18 protein-coding genes and 2 tRNA genes are annotated in these 20,661 nt (G+C 68.3%); 2 read left to right on the top strand and 18 right to left on the bottom strand.

The features are described 5' to 3' along the window. Positions 1-21 precede the first annotated feature (21 nt). The 7 genes from metE to AC2JAJ_RS16805 form a co-directional block, all read right to left on the bottom strand. Entirely contained in the window at positions 22-2,364 is a 2,343-nt protein-coding gene (metE, locus tag AC2JAJ_RS16835; protein WP_486415117.1) for a 5-methyltetrahydropteroyltriglutamate--homocysteine S-methyltransferase, read from the bottom strand. Between the two features lie 75 nt (positions 2,365-2,439). Next, complete coding sequence (locus AC2JAJ_RS16830) at positions 2,440-3,399, bottom strand: methylenetetrahydrofolate reductase (protein ID WP_501053212.1); 960 nt, start codon at positions 3,397-3,399, stop codon at positions 2,440-2,442. Between the two features lie 331 nt (positions 3,400-3,730). Beyond that, positions 3,731-4,450, bottom strand: a complete 720-nt coding sequence (locus tag AC2JAJ_RS16825) for a hypothetical protein (RefSeq protein ID WP_486415118.1) — start codon at positions 4,448-4,450, stop codon at positions 3,731-3,733. Next, entirely contained in the window at positions 4,447-6,498 is a 2,052-nt protein-coding gene (locus tag AC2JAJ_RS16820) for a VWA domain-containing protein (RefSeq protein WP_501053210.1), read from the bottom strand. The genes AC2JAJ_RS16825 and AC2JAJ_RS16820 overlap by 4 nt, the downstream gene beginning before the upstream one ends. Next, on the bottom strand, positions 6,489-6,953 hold the full coding sequence (locus AC2JAJ_RS16815; RefSeq protein ID WP_486415120.1) for a hypothetical protein: 465 nt from the start codon (positions 6,951-6,953) through the stop codon (positions 6,489-6,491). The genes AC2JAJ_RS16820 and AC2JAJ_RS16815 overlap by 10 nt, the downstream gene beginning before the upstream one ends. After that, positions 6,943-7,830 (bottom strand): DUF58 domain-containing protein, encoded by an 888-nt coding sequence (locus AC2JAJ_RS16810; protein WP_486415121.1) that lies wholly within the window; start codon positions 7,828-7,830, stop codon positions 6,943-6,945. Before AC2JAJ_RS16810 ends, AC2JAJ_RS16815 begins: the two co-directional genes overlap by 11 nt. Positions 7,831-7,837: 7 nt before the next feature. Further along, positions 7,838-8,845: an AAA family ATPase gene (locus AC2JAJ_RS16805; protein WP_486415122.1), complete on the bottom strand. Its 1,008-nt coding sequence runs from the start codon at positions 8,843-8,845 to the stop codon at positions 7,838-7,840. A gap of 130 nt (positions 8,846-8,975) precedes the next feature. Between AC2JAJ_RS16805 and AC2JAJ_RS16800 the strand changes: the two genes are divergently transcribed. Then, positions 8,976-9,179, top strand: coding sequence for a hypothetical protein (locus AC2JAJ_RS16800; RefSeq protein WP_221385854.1), 204 nt, complete (start codon positions 8,976-8,978; stop codon positions 9,177-9,179). Here AC2JAJ_RS16800 and AC2JAJ_RS16795 read toward each other — a convergent pair. The 6 genes from AC2JAJ_RS16795 to AC2JAJ_RS16770 all read right to left on the bottom strand — a co-directional run bounded on the left by AC2JAJ_RS16795 (position 9,176) and on the right by AC2JAJ_RS16770 (position 16,009). Continuing rightward, positions 9,176-9,973 (bottom strand): carbohydrate ABC transporter permease, encoded by a 798-nt coding sequence (locus AC2JAJ_RS16795; RefSeq protein WP_473697563.1) that lies wholly within the window; start codon positions 9,971-9,973, stop codon positions 9,176-9,178. The genes AC2JAJ_RS16800 and AC2JAJ_RS16795 overlap by 4 nt on opposite strands. A 65-nt stretch (positions 9,974-10,038) precedes the next feature. After that, a complete protein-coding gene (locus tag AC2JAJ_RS16790) occupies positions 10,039-10,920 on the bottom strand; it encodes an ABC transporter permease subunit (protein ID WP_501053209.1) in 882 nt (293 codons plus the stop codon). A 3-nt stretch (positions 10,921-10,923) separates the two neighbouring features. Continuing rightward, positions 10,924-12,276, bottom strand: a complete 1,353-nt coding sequence (locus AC2JAJ_RS16785; RefSeq protein WP_486415124.1) for an extracellular solute-binding protein — start codon at positions 12,274-12,276, stop codon at positions 10,924-10,926. 7 nt (positions 12,277-12,283) lie between these two features. After that, positions 12,284-13,486, bottom strand: coding sequence for an ROK family transcriptional regulator (locus tag AC2JAJ_RS16780; protein ID WP_486416780.1), 1,203 nt, complete (start codon positions 13,484-13,486; stop codon positions 12,284-12,286). A gap of 227 nt (positions 13,487-13,713) precedes the next feature. Further along, positions 13,714-14,874 (bottom strand): class I SAM-dependent methyltransferase, encoded by a 1,161-nt coding sequence (locus AC2JAJ_RS16775; protein ID WP_486415125.1) that lies wholly within the window; start codon positions 14,872-14,874, stop codon positions 13,714-13,716. Positions 14,875-14,926: 52 nt separating this feature from the next. Then, positions 14,927-16,009: an FAD-dependent oxidoreductase gene (locus AC2JAJ_RS16770; RefSeq protein ID WP_486415126.1), complete on the bottom strand. Its 1,083-nt coding sequence runs from the start codon at positions 16,007-16,009 to the stop codon at positions 14,927-14,929. 46 nt (positions 16,010-16,055) lie between these two features. On the opposite strand from AC2JAJ_RS16770, the gene AC2JAJ_RS16765 reads away from it, so the two are divergent. Further along, on the top strand, positions 16,056-17,399 hold the full coding sequence (locus tag AC2JAJ_RS16765) for a class I SAM-dependent methyltransferase (RefSeq protein WP_486415127.1): 1,344 nt from the start codon (positions 16,056-16,058) through the stop codon (positions 17,397-17,399). Positions 17,400-17,468: 69 nt separating this feature from the next. Here AC2JAJ_RS16765 and mctP read toward each other — a convergent pair whose 3' ends face one another. From mctP to rsfS, 5 genes are all read right to left on the bottom strand, one after another. Next, a complete protein-coding gene (gene mctP / locus AC2JAJ_RS16760; protein WP_501053208.1) occupies positions 17,469-19,142 on the bottom strand; it encodes a monocarboxylate uptake permease MctP in 1,674 nt (557 codons plus the stop codon). After that, positions 19,139-19,516, bottom strand: a complete 378-nt coding sequence (locus AC2JAJ_RS16755; RefSeq protein ID WP_501053206.1) for a DUF3311 domain-containing protein — start codon at positions 19,514-19,516, stop codon at positions 19,139-19,141. The genes mctP and AC2JAJ_RS16755 overlap by 4 nt, the downstream gene beginning before the upstream one ends. Positions 19,517-19,709: 193 nt before the next feature. After that, positions 19,710-19,782: transfer RNA gene (locus AC2JAJ_RS16750), tRNA-Ala, on the bottom strand. Between the two features lie 269 nt (positions 19,783-20,051). Beyond that, positions 20,052-20,124: transfer RNA gene (locus tag AC2JAJ_RS16745), tRNA-Ala, on the bottom strand. Positions 20,125-20,231: 107 nt separating this feature from the next. After that, positions 20,232-20,633, bottom strand: a complete 402-nt coding sequence (gene rsfS, locus AC2JAJ_RS16740; protein WP_486415130.1) for a ribosome silencing factor — start codon at positions 20,631-20,633, stop codon at positions 20,232-20,234. Between the last annotated feature and the right edge of the window lie 28 nt (positions 20,634-20,661).

Here is a 20,661-nt window from a genome sequence, read left to right as displayed (position 1 = left end):
GGCGTTCGTTTCTCTGCCTGCTTACTTCGCTGCTTCCAGCAGGCCCGCGCGGACCGCCTCGGTTGCCTTGACCAGGTTGCGCAGCGATTCTTCCGTCTCGGCGTAGCCGCGGGTCTTCAGGCCGCAGTCCGGGTTGACCCAGAGCTGGCGGGACGGGACATGCTTCACCGCGGTGGCGAGCAGTTCCGTGACCTCGGCTTCGCCGGGCACACGCGGTGAGTGGATGTCGTAGACGCCCGGGCCGACGCCGCGGCCGAAGCCGTGGGACTCGAGGTCGTGGACGACCTCCATGCGGGACCGGGCCGCTTCGATCGAGGTCACGTCGGCGTCCAGGCCGTCGATCGCGTCGATGATCACGCCGAACTCCGAGTAGCAGAGGTGCGTGTGGATCTGGGTGGCGTCGGCGGCTCCGGCGGTGGCCAGGCGGAAGGAGTCCACGGACCACTTCAGGTAGTCGGCGTGGTCTGCCTTGCGCAGCGGGAGCAGTTCACGCAGGGCGGGCTCGTCCACCTGGATGATCCTGATGCCGGCGGCTTCGAGGTCGGCGATCTCGTCACGCAGGGCCAGGCCAACCTGGTTCGCGGTCTCGCGCAGCGGCTGGTCGTCGCGGACGAAGGACCAGGCAAGGATCGTGACCGGACCGGTGAGCATGCCCTTCATCGGCTTGGCGGTCAGCGACTGTGCGTATTCTGCCCACTTGACCGTGATGGGGGCGCTGCGGGTCACGTCACCCCAGAGGATGGACGGACGCGTGCAGCGGGAGCCGTAGGACTGCACCCAGCCGTGGACGGTGACGTCGAAGCCTTCCAGGTTCTCGGCGAAGTACTGGACCATGTCGTTGCGCTCGGGCTCGCCATGCACCAGGACGTCGTAGCCCAGCTCCTCCTGCAGGTCCACGACGCGCTTGATCTCGTCCTTCATGAGCTGCTCGTACTGTTCGTCGCTGAGCTCGCCCTTCGTGTTGCGGGCACGGGCGGAGCGGATCCCAGAGGTCTGCGGGAAGGAGCCGATGGTGGTGGTGGGCAGCGGCGGCAGGTGCAGTGCTTCCTCCTGCGCGGCTTCACGGACCGCGTACTCGGAGCGGGTGAAGTCGGCGGCGGTCAGGGCTTCGGTGCGGGCGCGCACGTCGGCCCGGCGCACGCCGTCGGCCGTGGCACGGGAAGCGATCACGGCGGTCACCTCGTCGATGGCAGCCTTAGCGGAGGCAGGGTCCGCCAGGTAGGACGCCAGGGTCCTGACCTCAACGGCCTTCTGGTCCGAGAACGCCAGCCAGCTGCGGAGCTGCCCAGGCAGCTGGGTCTCCTCGGCGACGTCGTGCGGCACGTGCTGGGTTGAGGTGGAGGTGGAGACGGCGAGGTTGCCGACCGCAGCTTTCAGGTGGTCCAGCTTGGCGGCGGAGGCTGCCAGGTCATTGCGCCAGATGTTGTGGCCGTCCACGACGCCGGCGACGAGGGTCTTGTTGCCCAGCCCCGCCAGTGCTGCAGCGGAGGGAATGGCGCCCTTGAAGACGTCAATGTGCAGGGCGTCGATATTGGTGGCGGCGAGGGTGCCCAGCTGCGCGTCGAGGGAACCGTACGGCGTGGAGACGAGGATCTGCGGGCGGTTGGCCGTGCCGGCCAGGACCTCGTAGGCCCGGGCAACGGCGGCTTCGATGTCCGTTGCCGGGGTGTCCTGGTCAACAACCAGGGCCGGCTCATCGAGCTGGATCCAGCCGGCGCCGGCGGCGGCGAGCCTTTCGAGCAGCTGGACGTAGACGGGCAGGATGTCCTCGAGGCGGGACAGCGGCGCGAAACCGGCGGGGGCGTCGTCGGAAGCCTTGGACAGCAGCAGGTAGGTGACCGGGCCGACGATGTAGGGGCGGGTCTCGATGCCGTTTTCCAGGGCGAACGAGAACTCGTCGACCTTGGCGGTGGAGGCCAGGGAGAACTCCGTCTCCGGGCCGATCTCGGGGACGAGGTAGTGGTAGTTGGTGTCGAACCACTTGGTCATTTCCAGCGGCTGCTGTTCGTCGGTGCCGCGGGCCAGGGTGAAGTAGCCGTCGATGTCCAGCTGTCCGTCAGCGTTGAGGAGCTTTCCGAACCGGGCCGGTACGGCGCCCAGGTGGGCTGTGGTGTCGAGGACCTGGTCGTAGTAGGAAAACGTGCCGGGCACGGCGGCCGCTTCGGTCAGGCCGAGTTCCTGCAGGCGCCTGGCGGTGGCCAGCTGGATGTCCTTGGCGGCGGCATCGAGTTCGGCAGCGTCGATCCTGCCGGCCCAGTAGGCCTCGACGGCCTTCTTGAGTTCGCGGCGGCGGCCGATGCGGGGGTAGCCGAGGAGTGAGGCGGACGGGAACGGGGTGTTTTTGGGTGCAGTCAGTTCAGGCATGGAAGATTCCTAGGTTTTTGGGCAGCCCTGACGTCGGGCTGGCGTGATGAGTACGGGCAGCTGGCGGGACAGTGCTTAGCTGGCCAGCTGGGGGGACGCGATGTCCCGGCGGGCGCTGGACCGGTGGTGCCGCGGGAGGGCGAGCTTGTCCAGCACCTCCAGCGCGCTCTGGTGCTCATTGAAGGTGTAGATGTGGATGCCGGGTGCGCCGGCGTCCAGGGCCGCGTTCGAAAGGTCGACGGTGGCGTTGACGCCGATGCGCAGGCGTTCCAGGTCGGAGTCGGCGGCAGCCAGTTTGGCCATCAGTTCCGGCGCGGGCTCCACACCGGTCAGCTCACCCAGGCGGTTGAGCCGGCGGAGGCTGGTCAGGGGCATCACGCCGGGAATGATGGGGATGGTGACCCCGGCCCGTCGTGCCCTGGTGAGGAGGTCGGCGTACTGGTCCGCGTGGAAGAACACCTGCGTGATGGCGAAGTCGGCGCCGGAACGCTGCTTGGCCAGCAGCACCTCGACGTCGTGCTCCTCGCTCGGCGATTCGGGATGCCGTGCAGGGTAGGCCGCGACGCCGACGGCGATTTTTCCCGCACACAGCAGTGCCGAACGCCGCTGCTCAACCCGGCGGATGAGCTCGATGAGGTCCTGGGCATAGCGGAGCGAGCCGTCGGTGACCTGGCCGTCCTTCGGCAGGTCACCGCGGAGGGCAAGGATGCCGCGCACCCCGGTGTCCAGCAGCTGGCCGATGATCCCCGCCAGTTCCTGCGGCGTGTTGCCGACACAGGTCAGGTGGGCCAATGGCCGGAGCGTGGTTTCGAGCAGGAGCCGGTTGATGAGTTCGACGGCGGTGTCCCGGTTGGACCCGCTGGCGCCGTAAGTGATGGAGACATAGTCCGGCTCGGTGGTCTCGAGTTCACGGATGGTGGTCCACAGTGTCTCGGCGGCAGCCGGGGAACGGGGTGGGAACAACTCGTAGGACAGCGCCACGGGGGCGGCGTCGGAAAGATTTGGATGTGTCTCAATAAGGCTTGGTGGTGACATTTGCGTCCTTGGCTTTGGGCCATTGGGGTGCTGCCTGCCACGAAAGTGGCGCCAGCCCGGCAATGAATTTGAGTTTGGGGAACACGGAAGAACTCCACAGGACGCAGCCGCGACTGTTACGCCTGGAACGAAGTTTTCCGTGAGCAAATGTCAGGCCCACATGGGGGCACCCACACCCTCCGTAACGGAGGATCGCTGACACGTTACCGCGGTAACTTGTATAAGACTCTATGGGCAGTGGCAGGCGGTGTCCAACTCGGTTGCCGAATTAAGACACAGTTTTACGGCCTGTTTTACCTGCACCGCAGAATTTTGTTCGCCCGGCGTGCCCTCACCATGGGCGTTCCGGCGCGGGGGCCGGATCCCTGTCCAGGTATTCCTCCCTTTCACGGCCACTGTTCCGCTGCCGCTCCGCCTGCCGCGCGCTGTCCTGAAGCTGTTCCAGCTGGGCCTGGTTGGCCTCCTTCGAAGGATCGCCGGGCGCCGGTTCCGCCGGCGGCGCCTGCTTCGGGGCAGTTGCCTGCCCGGCGGCGTCGAGCTTGCCCGCCAGCCGTTGGCTGGCATCCGCAAGGCGTCCGCCCGCCCCGGCAGGTGCGCCGGGGGCAAGGCAGCCCTCCGGGGACTGCCCGGCGACATCCAGCGCTTCCCGGAAGAGGGCAGCGGCCGACGCCGGATCCTCCGCCCGGAGCTTGTCGTCGCCGAGGCGTTCAATCACCAGGACCAGGTTGACCCGGACCAGGCATTCGTCCCCGGAACCCCGGGGAGCGCCGGCGAGCGCCTGCTCGAATCCCGCGCGGGCGGTGCCGAAATCCCCCGCGAGGACAGCGGCGTCCCCCGCGGCGAACGGCGCCTTGTACGGTTCGAGGACGTTGACGACGCCGAGCCCCGCCGCTGCGGAACCGACGGCGGCCGCGTCCCCGGCAGCAAAGGCCTGCGCCGCACGGTCGGCCAGGATACCCGTGCTGAGGAGCTTGGCCGCCGCGCACAGGACCAGGAGCACCGGCAGCAGCGACCACAGCAGCAGGCGGCGCCGGCGGACTGGAGGCTTCACCGGAGGACCTCCCTGGCACGTCCGGGATCGATGGCCGCGTTGCCCCGGGCGGCCGGCCCGGGCACGGCGGCTCCGGGCCGCGGGAGCCTGCGAAGCTGGCGGACGATGACCACGCCTTCCAGCAGGGCCAGCAGGAAGGCGCCGGCCGCAAGAATCCAGTAGAGCTCGGTATCCGTTACGAGCGAACCGTCCTCCTGGGTGTGCACGGCAGCGGCGGGGTGCGCCTGCTGCATCATGGGCGATACGGGGTCTCCGGCGGCACGGTGGACGTAGGGCACGTTGAGCTGCCCGGCGATGGTCCGCAGCCTGCCTTCGTCGATGACGGACACGGCGGCCCCTCCCCCGGTGTCCTGCACGTACTGGCCGTCCCCGCCGTCCGACGCGCCGGCGTCGTCCTCCATTCCAGTGTTCACCTTCATCCGGCCGCCGGAGGCGGTGCCGTAACCAAGCACTGCTCCCCCGTCCACCAGGCCGCCGCCGGGGTTGAGGGCCTCCGGTTCCCTGCCGCTGGTCTGTTCGCCGTCGCCCAGGTAGTAGACCAGCCGGGGCCTGCCGGGGTGGCTGTCGCGGGCTGCGGTCAGCCGTTCGGCCAGCACCTGGCGGGCTGCGGTGATGCTGCTCCCCTTTGCATAGGCGGTCACCTGCGGCTCAAGGACGTCCGTGATCGTTTGCAGCGCCAGGGTGTCGGTGCTGAGCGGCATCCGGACATGCGCGCTGGTGTCGAAGGTGATCACGGAGAAGCGCGCTCCCGGCAGCTCTTTGGCAATGTCCATGATGTCCTTCCGGACGCCGTCCAGCCGCGGGGCGCCGGTGCCGTAGTCCTCGGCCACCATGCTGGTGGTGGTGTCCACCACGAAGAACACGTTAAGGTCCCTGCTGGCGGCCTCGGCGGTACCGCCGGGAAGGCCTGGGCGCAGGGCTGCCGCCAGGACCAGCAGGACAATGGCCGCACGGCGGGGCCAACTGAAATCCTTCGGCACCCGGGGCCTGCGCGGCTGGCGGAGCGAACGCGGGAAGCGCGCCCGTGCAGGATGCAGCCGCCAGGACGCCAGGCACAGCGCCAGGGCGGACAGGAGCGCAGTTACCAGCAGGACACCGGGCACGTCCGAGACGACGGCCCGCGGGGCGCCCTGGATGCCGGCAGTTTCGGTGTCCTCGACGGCGGCCACGATCCCGGCCACAGCGTCGGGACTGTCGAGGGAGTAGTACCGGCCGCCCGTGCCCTCCACGGCGGCCCGCAGCTGCGCGCCGGGCTGGTCCGGGTCGCGGCCGTAATCCAGGTCGCCCGGGTTCAGCGCGTAGACCCGGACAGCACGGTCCCTGGCCAGCCTGGCTGCCTGGTCCAGCGTCATGATCGGCTCACCGGAGAGGAGGTTGTCGGTGGCCAGCACTACGGACCGCGAGCGCTGGTGCTGGTCGCTGCTTTGCCCACTGCCCGGGCCGGTGCGCCGTGCCGCAGCGCCCGGAAAGATGTTGAGGCACGAGGCCAGGCCGTCTCCGATCAGGGAGGAGCCGCGGCCGCTCCTGGTTCCGTCCAGGAAACCCGAGCTGCCGGGTTTGCCGTCGAAGGCGTCCCATGCGAGCTTCAGCTGTTCCTGCGCATAGGCGTAGTCATCGGTCAGGGGGAAGACCTGGATGGCGGTGCTGTCGAAGACCGTCAGGCCGATCCGTTCGCCGTCGAACTTCCGGGCAAGTTCAGCAAAGGTGTCCACCACGGCGGCGTCGGCGCTGCTCATGGAACCGGAGGCGTCCAGGCAGAGCATGATGTCGCGGTTGTGCAGCCCGGGCGTGACGGTGGAGACGTCCACTGGGCGCGCGGCTGCCACAGCCGTGGTCACGAGCAGGACGGCACAGGCTGTGCCAGCCGCGGCCAGCCATGCCCGGTGCCGCCGCAGGGCCGCCTGGTATTCCGGCAGCGCGGTGAGCCGGTCGGCGTGTGCCACGGGCCGGCGTCGTTCGTTCCACGCCCGGCGCCGCAGCGCCGCCCACGCCGCGGCCGCTGCGGCGATGGCTGCCAGTGGCAGCATCCACCAGAACATCAGGTCCATGCCCGCACCGCCTCGCAGGCCAGTGCGGCGGAGGTTCCAACGTGGGGCAGCGGGTCCGGGCCGAACTCGGCCGGGTAGAGGACGGCTACGACGGCGGCCGCCGCCGGGAGGGGATGCCGCGCCAGGTCCTGCTGGGTCATGCTGGTGGCGTCCACCCCTGTGGCGTCCCGGACGAAGCCGCGCAGCAGGAGGCTCAGTTCCTGGTGTGCTTCGCGGGCAGTGAGGTGTCCCCCGGCCGCATCCACTTCCACGTCGTTGATCCGCTGCAGGTAGGCCGCTTTGAGCGCGGGCAGGTCTGTCAACGCGGTGTGGGTGCGCTTCGGTTTCGGATCCGGCCGGGTGGTGGCGAACACGAAGACGAACCAGCCTGCCACCAGGGCCAGCAGGGCAGCGCCGCACCACATCCACAGCGGGCTGTACGGGAGCGGGCCGTAGTAGGCCGGGTCAGCCTGCACGGCGGTGCCTTTCCAGGAGCGCGAACAGCGCACTGATGACATCATGGCTGCCGGCCACTTCGCCCTCGGTAATCCCGGCGCTGCGGAGCATTGTCTTCCGGCCTGCGTCGCGCAGTGCAGTGGCGTGTGCATAGGCGGCCGCAACAGCATCGGACAACGCTGGCTCCCCGACAAGCAGGGAGGAGTCGGCCACGCTGTAGGACTCCGTCCCCGGCGCGAGGTGCGCTGGTGCCAGCTTGGCGTCACGGATGGTCAGCCACAGGACCTCATGCTGCGCCCGGAGCCTGCGGAGGATCTGGGCCGTGGCGGCTGTGGCAGGAATTTCGTCCGCGACCACGAACAGGAGGTGGCGGCCCTTGATGGTGCGCGCCAGGAAGTCGAGCTGGTCGTCGATGCTGCTCGGGGGCGCGTCCAGCCGGGTGTGGGAGTCGATGTGCCGAAGTAGCCGCTCCAGGTGTGCTTCGCCTCCCTTGGCGGGCAGCGTGCGCGTGCCGGAGGCGTCGCCGCAGACCAGCCCCACGGCGTCGCCGTGCCGGTGCGCCAGGTAGCCCAGGACGCCAAGGGCGAGGACGGCGATGTCCTTCTTCGTCTCCCCCGACCGGGAATGGGCGGCCATGTTCCGCCCCGTGTCTGTCACCAGGAGGACCGTCTGCCGGCGGACGGCCACGTAGCGCCTGATCAGGGGTGAGCCGTGGCGGGCCGTGGCCTTCCAGTCGATGTCACGGACTTCGTCGCCGGGCACGTAGGCGCGCAGGTCGTCGAAGTCGAGGCTGCGGCCCCGGAAGACCGAAGCGTACTCGCCGTCGAGCATGCCGCGGGCTTTGCGGTGCGCGAAGATCGCCATGTTCGACTTCACGCGTTGGAGGAGGCTGGCCATTGGCGGCCTAGGGGGTCTGGACGGCGCCGACGACGGCGTCGATCACCGACTCGACCGGCACCTGTTCCGCCACGGCGTCGAAATTAAGGATCATCCGGTGCCGCAGCACCCGGTGCGCCAGGGACCTGACGTCCTCCGGGATGACGTGGTCGCGGCCGTTGAGCAGGGCCACTGCGCGGGCGGCCTGGCTGAAGGCGATGCTGGCACGGGGGCTGGCACCGAATTCGATGAACCCGGCCAGCCTGGCGTCAATGTACTGGTGGGCATTGCGGGTCACGTACACCAGCCCCACGATGTAGTTCACCACCGCGGGGTCGATGTAGATACGGCGGACCAGTTCCTGGATTTCGGTGATGGCGTCCAGTGATGCGGCCGCCGGGGGCTTCAGCCCTGGGTCGTACACCCCGGCATCGATCCGCCGGATGATCTCCGCTTCCTCCGCCGGTGAAGGGTAGTCCAGCACGTCCTTGAGCATGAAGCGGTCCATCTGGGCTTCGGGAAGCTGGTAGGTGCCCTCCTGCTCGATCGGGTTCTGGGTGGCAAGGACCAGGAACGGCGAGGGCAGCCGGTAGTCCTGGCCGCCGATGGAGGTCTGGCGCTCCTGCATCGCCTCAAGCATGGCGCTCTGCGTCTTGGCGCTGGACCGGTTGATTTCGTCCAGCAGCACGATGTTGGCGTGCACCGGTCCCAGCTGGGTCTGGAAGGTCCCTGTGGCGGCGTCGTAGATCTGGGTGCCGACGATGTCGCTGGGCAGCAGGTCCGGGGTGCACTGGATCCGGCGGAACTCGGCACTGACGGCCTCCGCCACGGTTTGCGCCGCCGTGGTCTTGGCCAGTCCCGGGACGCTTTCGAGCAGGATGTGGCCGCCGGTGAGCAGGCCTACCAGGAGTGACTCCCGCAGCCTGGCCTGGCCCACCACCTTGGCGTCAAAGCTGCGCGAAATGTTGCCGACCACCTGCTGTGCCCGGGCCAGCTCCGCTGGTGTGATTCGTGCGGGCACGCTGGTCGAAAGCACTGTATTCCCCCTGGTGATGGTGATGGGCGCACGGGCCGGGTCCCGCCGCCATCCTATCCAAGCCGGGGACCGTCCGGTCCTGCAATGGGGACCCCTCCCCCTGCGGGGCCCGCAGGTCTATCCTTTTGCCATGATTGAGCTTCCAGCCAGCTACAAGGAGTTTCTCGCCGACAAGAGCCAGCTGTTCATCGACACGGTCAGGCCCGTGCTGATGCAGTCCGCGGCGGAAAAACTGCACGGCGTCCGGGTGGTCTACAACCCCGGGGCCACCGGCCACCAGGCCCACCTGGACGACAGCATTCCCTTTGGAGTGGTCGTCGAGGACATCGACTAGCCCCTGACCGCGCCGGACAAGGCCAGGGCAGCGCCGGAACCCCTCCCCACAATGACGTAGAGGGCCAGGACCGGCACTGAATACAGGATCGAAAATGCGGCCAGTTGTCCGTACGCAACTGCTCCATGCTGTCCAAAGAAGCTGAAGATGGACACGGCTGCCGGTTGCCGGGCCTCGGACAGGAGAAGAACGAAGGGAACGAAGAAGTTCCCCCAGGCCTGGATGAACACGAAGATGAACACCACGCCCAGGCCGGGCCGCATGAGCGGCAGCACGATGGTGCGCAGGGCGGCCATTCTCGAGGCACCGTCCATCCAGGCTGCCTCCTCCAGCGCCAGCGGCACTGCGTCCATGAAATTCCGGGTCATCCAGATCGCCATGGGCAGGCTGGTGGCGGCGAGGAAGAGCACCGTGGCGGGCAGGGAGTCCAGGAGCTGCAACTGGACGAAGAGCCCGTACACCGGCACCATGATGGCCGTGACCGGCAGGCACGTGCCGAACAGGACGCCGTACATGAACGGGCTGTTGAACCGGGAACGGTACCGCGAAAGCGGGTAGGCGGCCAGCACGGCGGCGGCCAGGGTCACCGTCCCGGTGCCCGCGGACAGCAGCACGCTGTTCCACAGCGGACGGAACAGCAGGTCCGGGGTGAGGACGGCAGCGAAATTGTCCAGGACGGGTTGCTGTGGAACCCTGGTCCCGTGCCCGGCCGCCGCATCCAGGGAGCCGAAAACCAGCCACAGGAGCGGCAACAGGAAGCACGCACCTATGAGCAGCAGTACCGCGTCCGCCATGGCACTGCCGCGCTGCCGGGCTCCGCGCGCCCTGGCCACCTGCGGGAAGACCTGTACGGGGGCGGTCACGGCCGCTGTTCCCGCAGCAGGCGCAGGTAGGCCAACCCGAACACCGCGCCGAGAAGGAGCAGCACAACGGCCACTGCGGTTCCGTACCCGATGTCGCCGAACCTGAAGGCCTCCTGGTAGGCCAGCACGGGCAGGGTGGTGCTGGCATTGGCCGGTCCGCCCGCCGTCATGACCCAGACCAGGGTGAAGACTGCCAGGGTCTGCAGCGTGACCAGCATCAGGTTCGTGGCAATGCTTCCCCTGATCACCGGCAGCGTGATGAACACCAGCCGCTGCCACGGGCCGGCGCCGTCCATGTGCGCGGCTTCGCTCAGTTCGGCCGGGACACCGCCCAGCGCCGCCCTGTAGACGAGCATCGAAAAGGCCGTGCCGCGCCAGACATTTGCCAGGACCAGGGCCACCATGGGGACCGCATACAGCCAGTCGGTTCCCGGCTGCCCCATGGCGCCCAGCAGCTGGTTCAGCGTCCCGTCCCGGCTGAAGAAGGCGTAGGCGGCAAATGCCGCCACGATTTCCGGCAGGACCCAGGCGGCCACGACGGCGGTGCCCACGGTTGCGGCCACGGCAGGACGCGCGCGGCGCATCAGCACGGCCAGCGCCAGCCCCAGCAGGTTCTGGCCGAGTATCGCCGACCCGGCAACGAACACGACGGTCAGCCCCACCGAGAACGGGAAGACCGGGTCCTGCAGCAGCCGCTGGTAGTTCTCCAGCCCCACCCATTGCGGGTTCCTGGCGTTCCGGCCGGTGAGCCCCGCGTTGGTCAGCGACGCATGGAAGGCCCACAGCACGGGCCCCGCAAGGAACACGGCCAGCAGCAGGATGGCGGGGATGACCGGCAGGTAGCGGGCCACCTGCCGTGCCCGGTGCGTTGCCGGCACCGGCTACTTCCGGACGGTTTTCTCGCCGCCCACGATTCCTGCGACCGCGGCATCGTAGTCAGCGGCTGCCTGTTCGGGGGTCTTGCTGCCCGTGATGACGGCCTCGGTGGCTTCCTGGACGGCGGCCGAGATCCGCGGATAGTCGCTCGTCGCGGGACGGTAGTGGGTGACGGAGACCAGGGCTGAGACGTCCTTCACGAACGGGTTGGCGGACTGGTAGCCGGCATCGGCGGCGACGTCATTGCGAACGGCGATCTGCGAGCTTGCCACGGTGAAGTCCAGCGAGTTCTTTGCATTCAGCGCGGTGGTGAGGAAGCTGAAGGCAAGGTCCGCCTGCTTGGTTTCGGCACCAACCGCCAGCGTCCAGCCGCCGGACATGCTCACAGCTCCCGGAGCCTGCCCCTTCTGCGTGGGGAACGGGGCAACACCCATCTCCTCCGCATAGCCGGGCCACTCGTAGCTGCCGCCCTTTTGCCAGAACGACGGCGAGTAGGACCCTTCCACGGTGGCTCCCAGTTTCCCTTGCGGGAACCATTCACCGAAGACTTTCTTCCAGACGTTCGGGTCCAGGGCGTCCGCCGGGGCAACGGCAAGGTTCTCGCTGTACAGCGTCTTGAGGAACGTCAGCGAGTCCGTGAAGCCGGTGGAACCGACCACCCACTTCTTCGAGTCCTGGTCGTAGAGGCTGGCGCCGGTGCCGTACAGCAGCTCATAGAAACCCTGCATGACCGTTCCCTCGCCGGTGCCCTTGCCGGCGTACATGTTGAACGGGATGACGGAGGGGTTACTGGCCTTGACCTTCCTGGCCGTGTCCAGGATGTCCTGCCAGGTGGCTGGACGCCAGGGCAGGGCGACGCCGGCCGCCTGCAGGACCTTCTTGTTGTACCAGATGGCCCGTGTGTCGGTGCCCAGCGGGACCGCGTACGTGCCGCCGTCGTCCGCCTTGCCCGCTTCCTTGGCCGCGTCGTCGAACTTGCCCCAGTCCGCCCAGGCGTCAAGCCGGCTGTCCAGTTTCAGGAGGTAGCCGGCGTCGACGTCGGAACGCACCTTGAAGGTGTCCTCGTAGAAGACGTCGGGCGCGGTGGACGGCGAACGCAGGGCCAGAGCCAGCTTGGTGCCGTAGTCCTCGTCGTTGGCCTGGATTGGCTGGAGCTCGACCGTGACGCCCTGGTGGGCGGCCTCAAACTCTTTCTTGGCCGACTGGAACATGGTGTCCAGCGCAGTGAAGGCGTCCGTCTTCTGGTAGGCCACCTTGATGGTCTTTGGTCCCTCCGCCGGATTCCCGGGCGTGCAGGAGGCCAGGGCCAGCACGGCGGCGGCCAGCAGGGACAGTGTGGTCAGGGGCCTGCGTGCCATGGCGTCCTCAGCTTTCCAGGAGGAGCCGCTGGGCCCGCGGCGCGAGGGTGTGTTCCAGGACCAGGGAGGCTGCGCCGATGGCTCCGACGTCCTCCCCCACCCCGGTGCCCACTACTTCGATGGGGTGGATCAGCCGGACGTCGCTGTTGGCGTCCAGCAGCGGGGGAACCATCTCCAGGTAGCGTTCCGCCAGCCCGCCCCAGAAGGGGCCGCCGAAGACGACCCGTTCGACGTCCAGGGCGTTGGTGACCACCGATGCCGCCCGGGCCACCAGGACGGCCGACCTGTCCAGGATGGCGGCCGCCTGTTCGTTGCCGGCGTCGGCGAGTTCGCACAGCCGGGAGAAGCTTTGCTGTACCTCGGCGCCGCTGCCTTCAGAGCCGGAGCCGTCAAGGATTCCGGCGGCCTCGGCCTGGGCGACCAGGACCTGCGGGATGGCGGAGGATTTGACGCAGCCGCGCTGGCCGCAGTCGCAGGGCGGGCCGTCCGGGTCCACGATGATGTGGCCGATCTCGCCCGCGTTGCCGGAGGTGCCGCGGACAACCTCGTCATTAAGCACGATGCCGCAGCCGATGCCGGTGCCCATGTACATGAACACGAAGCTGCCGGCGCCACTGGGGCCGCCGGCCCACGTTTCGGCGACGGCGGCGCTGGTCACGTCCTTGTCCACCAGCACGGAGTAGCCGGTGGCCCGGGCCAGGGCGTCGCGCAGTTCCACCCGGTCCCAGCCGGGCAGCAGCGGCGGATCCACCACGGTGCCGTTGTCCAGGTCGATGGGCCCGGGGGCGGCGACGCCGAGGCCGGCGATCCGGTGGTGGTCCACTCCCGATTCCGCCACGAGTTGGGCGATTTCGGTGGCAATCGTGGTGATCACCGCGGACGGGTCGTTTCCGCCAGGGGTCTTGATCCGGGAATGCCGCACCACCGCGCCAACGAGGTCAAGGACCACAAAGGTGGTCACCGCGGGATCGAGGTGGACGCCCAGGGCGTACATGCCTCCGGGATTCAGGCGGAGGATGGTGCGCGGCTTGCCGGGGCCGCTGCCTTCCTTGCCGGCTTCGACGATCAGGTTCTGGTCCAGCAGGCGGCGGGAGATATTGGAGATGGTTTGCGGGGACAGGCCCACGATCTGCGCGAGCTCCACCCGGCTCAGGCCACCGGAGGTCCGGCGGATCGCATCCAGGATGACCGTGAGGTTGAAGTCCCCCATCCTGGGCAAGTTGGTTCCGCGCCTCGGAGAGGATTGGCGGATCTCAGTCACGGTGTCCCCTAAACGTCTTCGGCTACCTTTTACGGTGATGCTTTGAATCGTACGTTAAGGGTGCGCGCAGGCACACACATGTGCCGGAGGCGGCGCGGCGGTGTTTTCCCTGTTGGGTCCGCTTTCCGTGCCGGGGCGGCAGTGCCCGTCCCGGCCCGCGCTTGGCGGGCCGGCGCTCAGGCTCCGGGTCCCCGGCGCGTGCTGCGGGTGACGACGAATTTGGGGTTTTGTCCCTCCACCACGGTCGGGCCCACGTGCCGCTCCAATGCCTCCCGGTACTGCAGGTGCCGGTTGAAGACAGTCCACAGCTCGCCGCCGGGGGCCAGGACGCGGCCCGCGGCCTCGATCATCTTCAGTCCTGCCCCGGCGTGGACGCCGGCACCAACGTGGAAGGGCGGGTTGAGCAGCACGACATCTGCCGCCCCGCCGGGGAAGGTGCTGAGTGCGTCGTCCTGCATTACGCTGATCCGCCCTTCCAGCCCGTTCGCCTGCGCGGTGGCCAGCGCGGACTGCACGGCAGCGGCCGACTGGTCCGTGGCCGTGACCGCCGAGCCCGGAAACTGCCGGGCGTACATCGCGGCGAGGATCCCGGTGCCGCAGCCAAGGTCGACGGCGTGCCTCGCCGGCTTCATCGCGGGCAGGAACGTCAGCAGGAACCTGGTGCCGATGTCCAGCCTGGCCCCGGCGAACACCGCGCCGTGGGCGGCTACGTCAAGGTCCAGTTCCGCGAGGTGTTCCACCACAGGAAATCGGGCCGGGACCGTTCCGGGCCTGATGCCCCGGGCCAGGACCACCCGGGACTTCTGCCGGGCAAGCTGCGGCTGGACCGAGCGGAAGTACCGCTCCAGGACCGCGTTCATGCCCAGGGACATGTGCTTCACCCGGCCGCCGGCCACCAGCAGGACGTCGGGCGAGGCGTACTGGGCGATGGCGGCCGCAATCTCCTCCAGTTCGGCAAGGGTCTTGGGCAGCTGCAGGAGGATGGCATCTGCCCCGGACAGGAGTTCTGTCCCCAGGGGCAGCTGCACGAATCCGGCCGTGCCTTCCGCTGGCCCCGGGCCGGCCAGCCCGGCGGCGTTGAGCCGCAGCGCGCGTTCCCCGGTCACGAGGTCCTGGTGGACGCGCAGCGTTGCCGGGGCGAGCACGGCGAGGGCGCCCAGGGTCAGGGCCCCGTAGCGGTCGCCGATCACTGCGAGGCTGCGTCCCTGCACTCCCAGTCCAGCGGCCGTTTCCAGCAGCAGCCGGTCCGTGGCGTCCCAGGCCTGCAGGTTGGGCGCTTCGACATCGGGGCGCCGGCGCAGGACGCGGAAAACGTCCTCAAGGGTGTTTGCTGCCACCGGTGTCCTGCCGCCTTCTGTTGTCGTTCTTTGCCCGCCCGGATCAAACGGGTCAGCCCCACGTTACCGTTTCCGCCGCCGTCGCCATTCCCGGCAGTTCCAGCAGCGCGGCAACCGCCGCCCGCCCGGCCCGGTTGGCGCCAATGGTGGACGAGGACGGCCCGTAACCCACCAGGTGCACGCGCGGCTCGGCGGCCACCCGGGTACCCTCCATCGCGATTCCGCCGCCGGGACCCCGTAGGTGGAGCGGCGCCAGGTGCTTGAGTTCGGCCCGGAATCCGGTGGCCCAGAGGATGGCGTCGGCCGCCAGGAAGCTCCCGTCCGCCCGCCGGACGCCGTCCGGTTCAATGGCGGTGAACATGGGCTGCCGCTCGAGGACGCCCCGCTCCTTGGCGGCCCGCAGGGCGGGAGTCCAGATGAGCCCGGTCACCGACACCACGCTTTGCGGCGGAAGCCCCTGGCGCACGCGTTCCTCCACCAGGGCCACGGCGTCATGCCCCGCCTTGGCGTCAAAGGGTTCGTCCCGCCACACCGGCTCCCTGCGGGTGAACCAGCTGGTGGACGTGACGCGGGAGATTTCATCCAGCAGGCCGACGGCGGAGATGCCGCCGCCCACCACGATGACATGGCTGCCCCTGAACTCATCAGCGGAGACGTAGTCAGCAACGTGCAGCTGCCGGCCGCGGAACGAGGACTGGCCCGGGTAGATGGGCCAGAACGGGCGCGTCCACGTGCCGGTGGCGTTGATGACCGCCTTGGCGCTCCAGGCACCGGCCGACGTGGTGATCCTCAACCGCCCGGCCGGGTTGTTGTCCTCCCGGCTGACGGCCCGGGCTTTGACCGGCCGGTGGATGGGAAGGCGCAGTTCCGCCTCGTAGGTTCCGAAGTAGCGGGTGAGGAATTCGGAGCTGGCTTCCGCAGGGTCAACGTCAGGCTTGGCGATGCCGGGCAGGTCGCTGATCCCGTTGACGGTGCCCATGCGCAGGCTCTTCCAGCGGTGCCGCCACGCACCTCCGGGACCTTTCTCGGCGTCGAGCACGGCGAAATCCAGGCCGCGGCGCCGCAAATGGTAGGCGGCCGACAAACCTGCCTGGCCCGCACCGATGACCACGACGTCGGCCAGCTCAGGATTCACTCCCCCATGATAGTCGCGGAGGGCCCCGCGGCTTTAGTGTTGGCGCATGGATACAGCGGAAGATTCACGGGCGGAACCGGGAACCACGGGACATGCGGCACGCCTGGCCAGGGCGCTGGCCGTCGTACTCGGGACCCCGCAGATACCCCTGCGGCTGCGGGCGTGGGACGGCTCCGAAGCCGGGCCCCCGGACGCACCGGTCCTGGAGTTCCGGTCCCGGAAGGCGCTGCGGCGGATGCTGTGGTCGCCGGGACAGCTGGGCCTGAGCCGCGCCTATGTAGCCGGCGAGATTGACGCGCCCGGAGACATTTTCGCCGCCTTTACGGCCCTGAGCTCGGCCGGCAAGTTCGCGGAACCGGGTCCCTTCCGGCCGCCTGCGGCCGGGGAACTGTGGCTGCTGCTGCGAACCGCGGTACGGCTCGGGGCCGTGGGCCCCAATCCCGTTCCGCCGCCGGAGGAGTCCCGGGTCACGCGCAAGGGCAAGGTGCATTCCCGCCGCCGGGATGCCGCGGCGATCTCGCATCATTACGACGTCGGCAACGACTTCTATGCGCTGGTGCTGGGCCCGTCCATGGTCTATTCCTGCGCGGTGTGGCCCGGTGCCGCGGACGGCAATCCCGCTGAAGATGATGGACTGCCTGCCGGCCTCGATGCCGCGCAGGAAGCCAAGCTGGACCTCGTGTGCCGCAAGCTGGGCCTGGAACCGGGCATGCGCATCCTGGACGTCGGCTGTGGTTGGGGCAGCTTTGCGCTCCACGCTGCCGCCAGGTACGGCGCCACGGTGGTGGGTGTCACCCTTTCGGCGGAGCAGGCCGCACTGGCCCGGAAACGGGCGGCCGACGCCGGCCTGACGGACAAGGTGGAGATCCGCGTGCAGGACTACCGGGACGTGCAGGACGGGCCGTTCGACGCCATCAGCTCTATCGGCATGTCCGAACATGTGGGCCGCGAGCAGACCCCGGCGTATGCTGCGGCGCTTTTCGGGCTGCTCCGGCCCGGCGGCCGGCTGCTCAACCATGCCATCTCCTGGAACGCCGGCCCCACCAGCCCGGACCCCGATTCGTTCATCCCCCGGTACGTCTTCCCCGACGGCGAAATGATCAGCCTCGGTGAAATGGTGGTGGCGCTGGAAACCGCAGGCTTCGAAGTCCTCGACGTCGAGGCCCTGCGGCGCCACTACGCCCTCACGCTTCGCGCCTGGGTGAGCCGGCTGGAGGAGAACTGGGAGCGCGCCGTCCGCCTTGCCGGCGAGGGCCGCGCCCGGGTCTGGCGGTTGTACATGGCGTCCAGCGCACTGGGCTTCGAGACCGGGCTGACCGGTGTCAACCAGGTCCTGGTGCGGCGCCCCGGCCCCGGGGACCCACCGCTGCGCCGTACGGGATGGTTGTAAGGTGAGCGCCCTCCTGCCGGGACGTAACCCGGCAGGAGGGCGGCATAACCCGGGAGCTGCCCGGGGTGGTCAGGCTATCGGTGCAGGTCCGCCCGGCTGGGTGTAGTGCTGGGTCTTCTCGATCTGCACAACCTTTGGGTCCGTCTCGTCGGCGGCGTAATCGGTGGGCCGGGTAAGGTCCTCGCCCGTCCGGACCTTCAGTGCCCGCAGCACCAGGGTCAGGACGGCTGCGACCACCAGGTTCAGCGCGAATGCCGAGACGGCAATATAGACGCTGAAGTCCGTGCCGGGGATCGGTGCCACGGACCCGCCGAAGTGGGCTTTGGTCACGGGGTTGATCACGTTGTAGGCCGACACTGTCCCGAAGACGATGCCCGCGGCCCAGCCGGCCAGCAGCGCCCAGCGGTCGAACCACCGGGTGTACAGGCCTGCGACGACGGCCGGGAATGTCTGCAGGATCCAGATGCCGCCCAGCAGCTGCATATTGATGGCTGCGGACTGGTCCATGGCAATCACAAAGACCAGCGCGCCGACCTTCACCACCAGGGAGACGATCTTGGATACTTTCGCCTCGGTCTTGGGGTCAGCGTCAGGCCGGATGAAGTCGCGGTAGATGTTGCGGGTGAACATGTTGGCCGCGGCGATGGACATGATGGCTGCCGGCACCAGGGCGCCGATGGCGATGGCCGCCAGCGCGACCCCGGCAAACCATGCCGGGAAGTGGTCCAGGAACAGCTGCGGAACCACCAGCTGGGGGTTGACGGAGCCGTCCAGGTCAATAGGCTTGGTGCCTGCCTTGATGGCTGCGAATCCCAGCAGCGCCAGGAACCCGAGCATCAGCGAATACAGCGGCAGGATGGCCGCGTTCCGGCGAATGGTGTTGCGGGCCTTCGAGGCGAGCACTGCCGTCACCGAATGCGGATACATGAACAGGGCCATGGCCGAGCCCAGGGCCAGCGACCAGTAGGCGGAAAAGTTGGCTGCACCGGGAATGAAGACGCCGGCCGGTTTGCCCGTGGCCTGGTTCACGGTGCCCAGCTTCTGCTGCGCGGCACCGAAGATCGTGTCCCAGCCGCCGAATTTGATGGGCAGGTAGATGATGGCCACAATCACGGCGAGGTAGATCAGCAGGTCCTTGACGACGGCGATCATCGCCGGGGCCCGCAGCCCCGAGGTGTAGGTATAGGCGGCCAGCACCACGAACGCCAGGATCAGCGGCAGGTCGGTCAGCAGCACATTGTCCGGGCTGCCGAGGCCGAGGACGGTCAGTACGGCCTTGATGCCCACCAGCTGCAGGGCGATGTAGGGCATGGTGGCCACGATCCCCGTGACAGCGACGGCCAGGGACAGCCACCGGCTTCCGTAACGGCCGCCCACGAAATCCGCCGACGTCACGTAGCCGTGCCGGTGGGACACCGACCAGAGGCGGCTCATGATGATGAAGATGATGGGGTACAGCACGATGGTGTATGGCACGGCGAAGAAGCCGCTGACTGCGCCCGTGGCCCACATGGCCGCTGGCACCGCGACAAACGTGTACGCGGTGTAAAGATCGCCGCCCAGCAGGAACCAGGTGATCCAGGTCCCGAACCCGCGGCCGCCCAGCCCCCACTCGTCGAGGCTGTGGAGGCCTTCCTCGCCGGTTCGCCGCCACTTGGCCGCCAGGAATCCCATCACGGCCACCACGACGAAGAGCAGCACCACGATAACCAGCGCAATCCAGTTGATCTCGCGTCCGTTCACGGCCGGTCGCCTCCCTGCCCTGCCTCGGCGGAGCCTTCACCTGTCCACGGCGGGCCGCCTGCGCGGGCTGCCGCCCGCCGTCGTCGGTCCTCCTTGGTGACAAGCCAATAGGCGGTGCCTGTCAATGCGGCGGAAACCGGCACCCAGAGCAGCTGGTACCAGTAGAAGAACGGCATCCCGCCTAGCCTCGGCGCATCAAAGGAGTACAGCTGCGGCATCAGGGGGAACAGGATCGCGGCGGCCAGCAGGATGCCGGCGCCGACATAGGGGGCAGGCCTGGCCGGACCGCGGATGGCGGTATCGCGTGTCAGCGGCGATCCGTTGGGGGAAGCTGCACCGTTCGGGCTGTAGCCGGAACCATCTGCGTGGGACATCTGCGACCTCCTCGTCAGCACGTCCCGCGGCAGCCGCTTTGGGTGAAAGCGGTCCGGAGGCGGGACGTAAGTGCCCTCAGTCACAGTTGTACCGCGCTTTGACCTGCGTCGGAAGGGTTTTGGCCCCTAACAGTTGCTGGCGGCAACAACAAAGGGAACCATCACGCGTGATGGTTCCCTTTGTCTACTACGGTGGAGCTGAGGGGACTCGAACCCCTGACCCCCTGCATGCCATGCAGGTGCGCTACCAGCTGCGCCACAGCCCCGTACTCTTGTTTCTTCCGGTCGAATTCCCCGGAGCAACCTGACCAGAGTAATGCACTTTTGTCCGGGACGCCAATCGGCGCAGTGCAGCCTCAAACACGACGCCCCATCACCTCCGGTGACGTCCGATCCGGGGCCTGCCGCGGCAGGGCGCTTGCGCGCCGGCCGTGCAGCAGGACGGGATGGGGCGTCTGGGTAGCTGCGTCGCGGGGTTCCAAAAAGGGAAACAAAAAAGTCCGCCGGAATCTCACGATTCCGGCGGACTATCCGGTGGAGCTGAGGGGACTCGAACCCCTGACCCCCTGCATGCCATGCAGGTGCGCTACCAGCTGCGCCACAGCCCCGGATTGTTGCTGCCCTTTCGAGCCTTCTTCGCGGTCTCCCCCGAAGCAACTCAAATATCTTAGAACAGCAATTCCGAAAATTCCAAATCGGGAATATTCCCTGCCGGCTACTCGGCTTCCGCAGCAGCGCCGGCCTTGGCCGGGGCGTCGTCGGGCAGCTGCAGGTCCACCACAGGGCAGTCCTTCCAGAGCCGCTCCAGGGCGTAGAAGACGCGGTCTTCCTCGTGCTGGACATGGATGACGATGTCCGAGTAGTCCAGCAGGACCCAGCGGCCCCCGGAGCGGCCTTCGCGGCGCACCGGGTGGAGGCCTTGCTTGCCGAGTTCTTCCTCGATGCCGTCAACGATGGCGTTGACCTGGCGTTCACTCGGTGCTGAGGCGATCAGGAAGACGTCGGCGAGGGCGAGTCGTTCGCTGACGTCAAGGGCAACTATGTCCTGGGCAATTTTGTCCGCGGCGGCCTTGGCGGCCGCCCGGGCGAGGCTGATGGACGATTCTGATGCGGTCACGGGACTCCTTAGTGGGATTTAAGTATTG

This window comes from Arthrobacter sp. MOO21 (assembly GCF_057369995.2).
The sequence above is the reverse complement of the archived record's forward strand: the minus strand, read 5'-3'. Positions and strand labels throughout refer to the sequence as shown.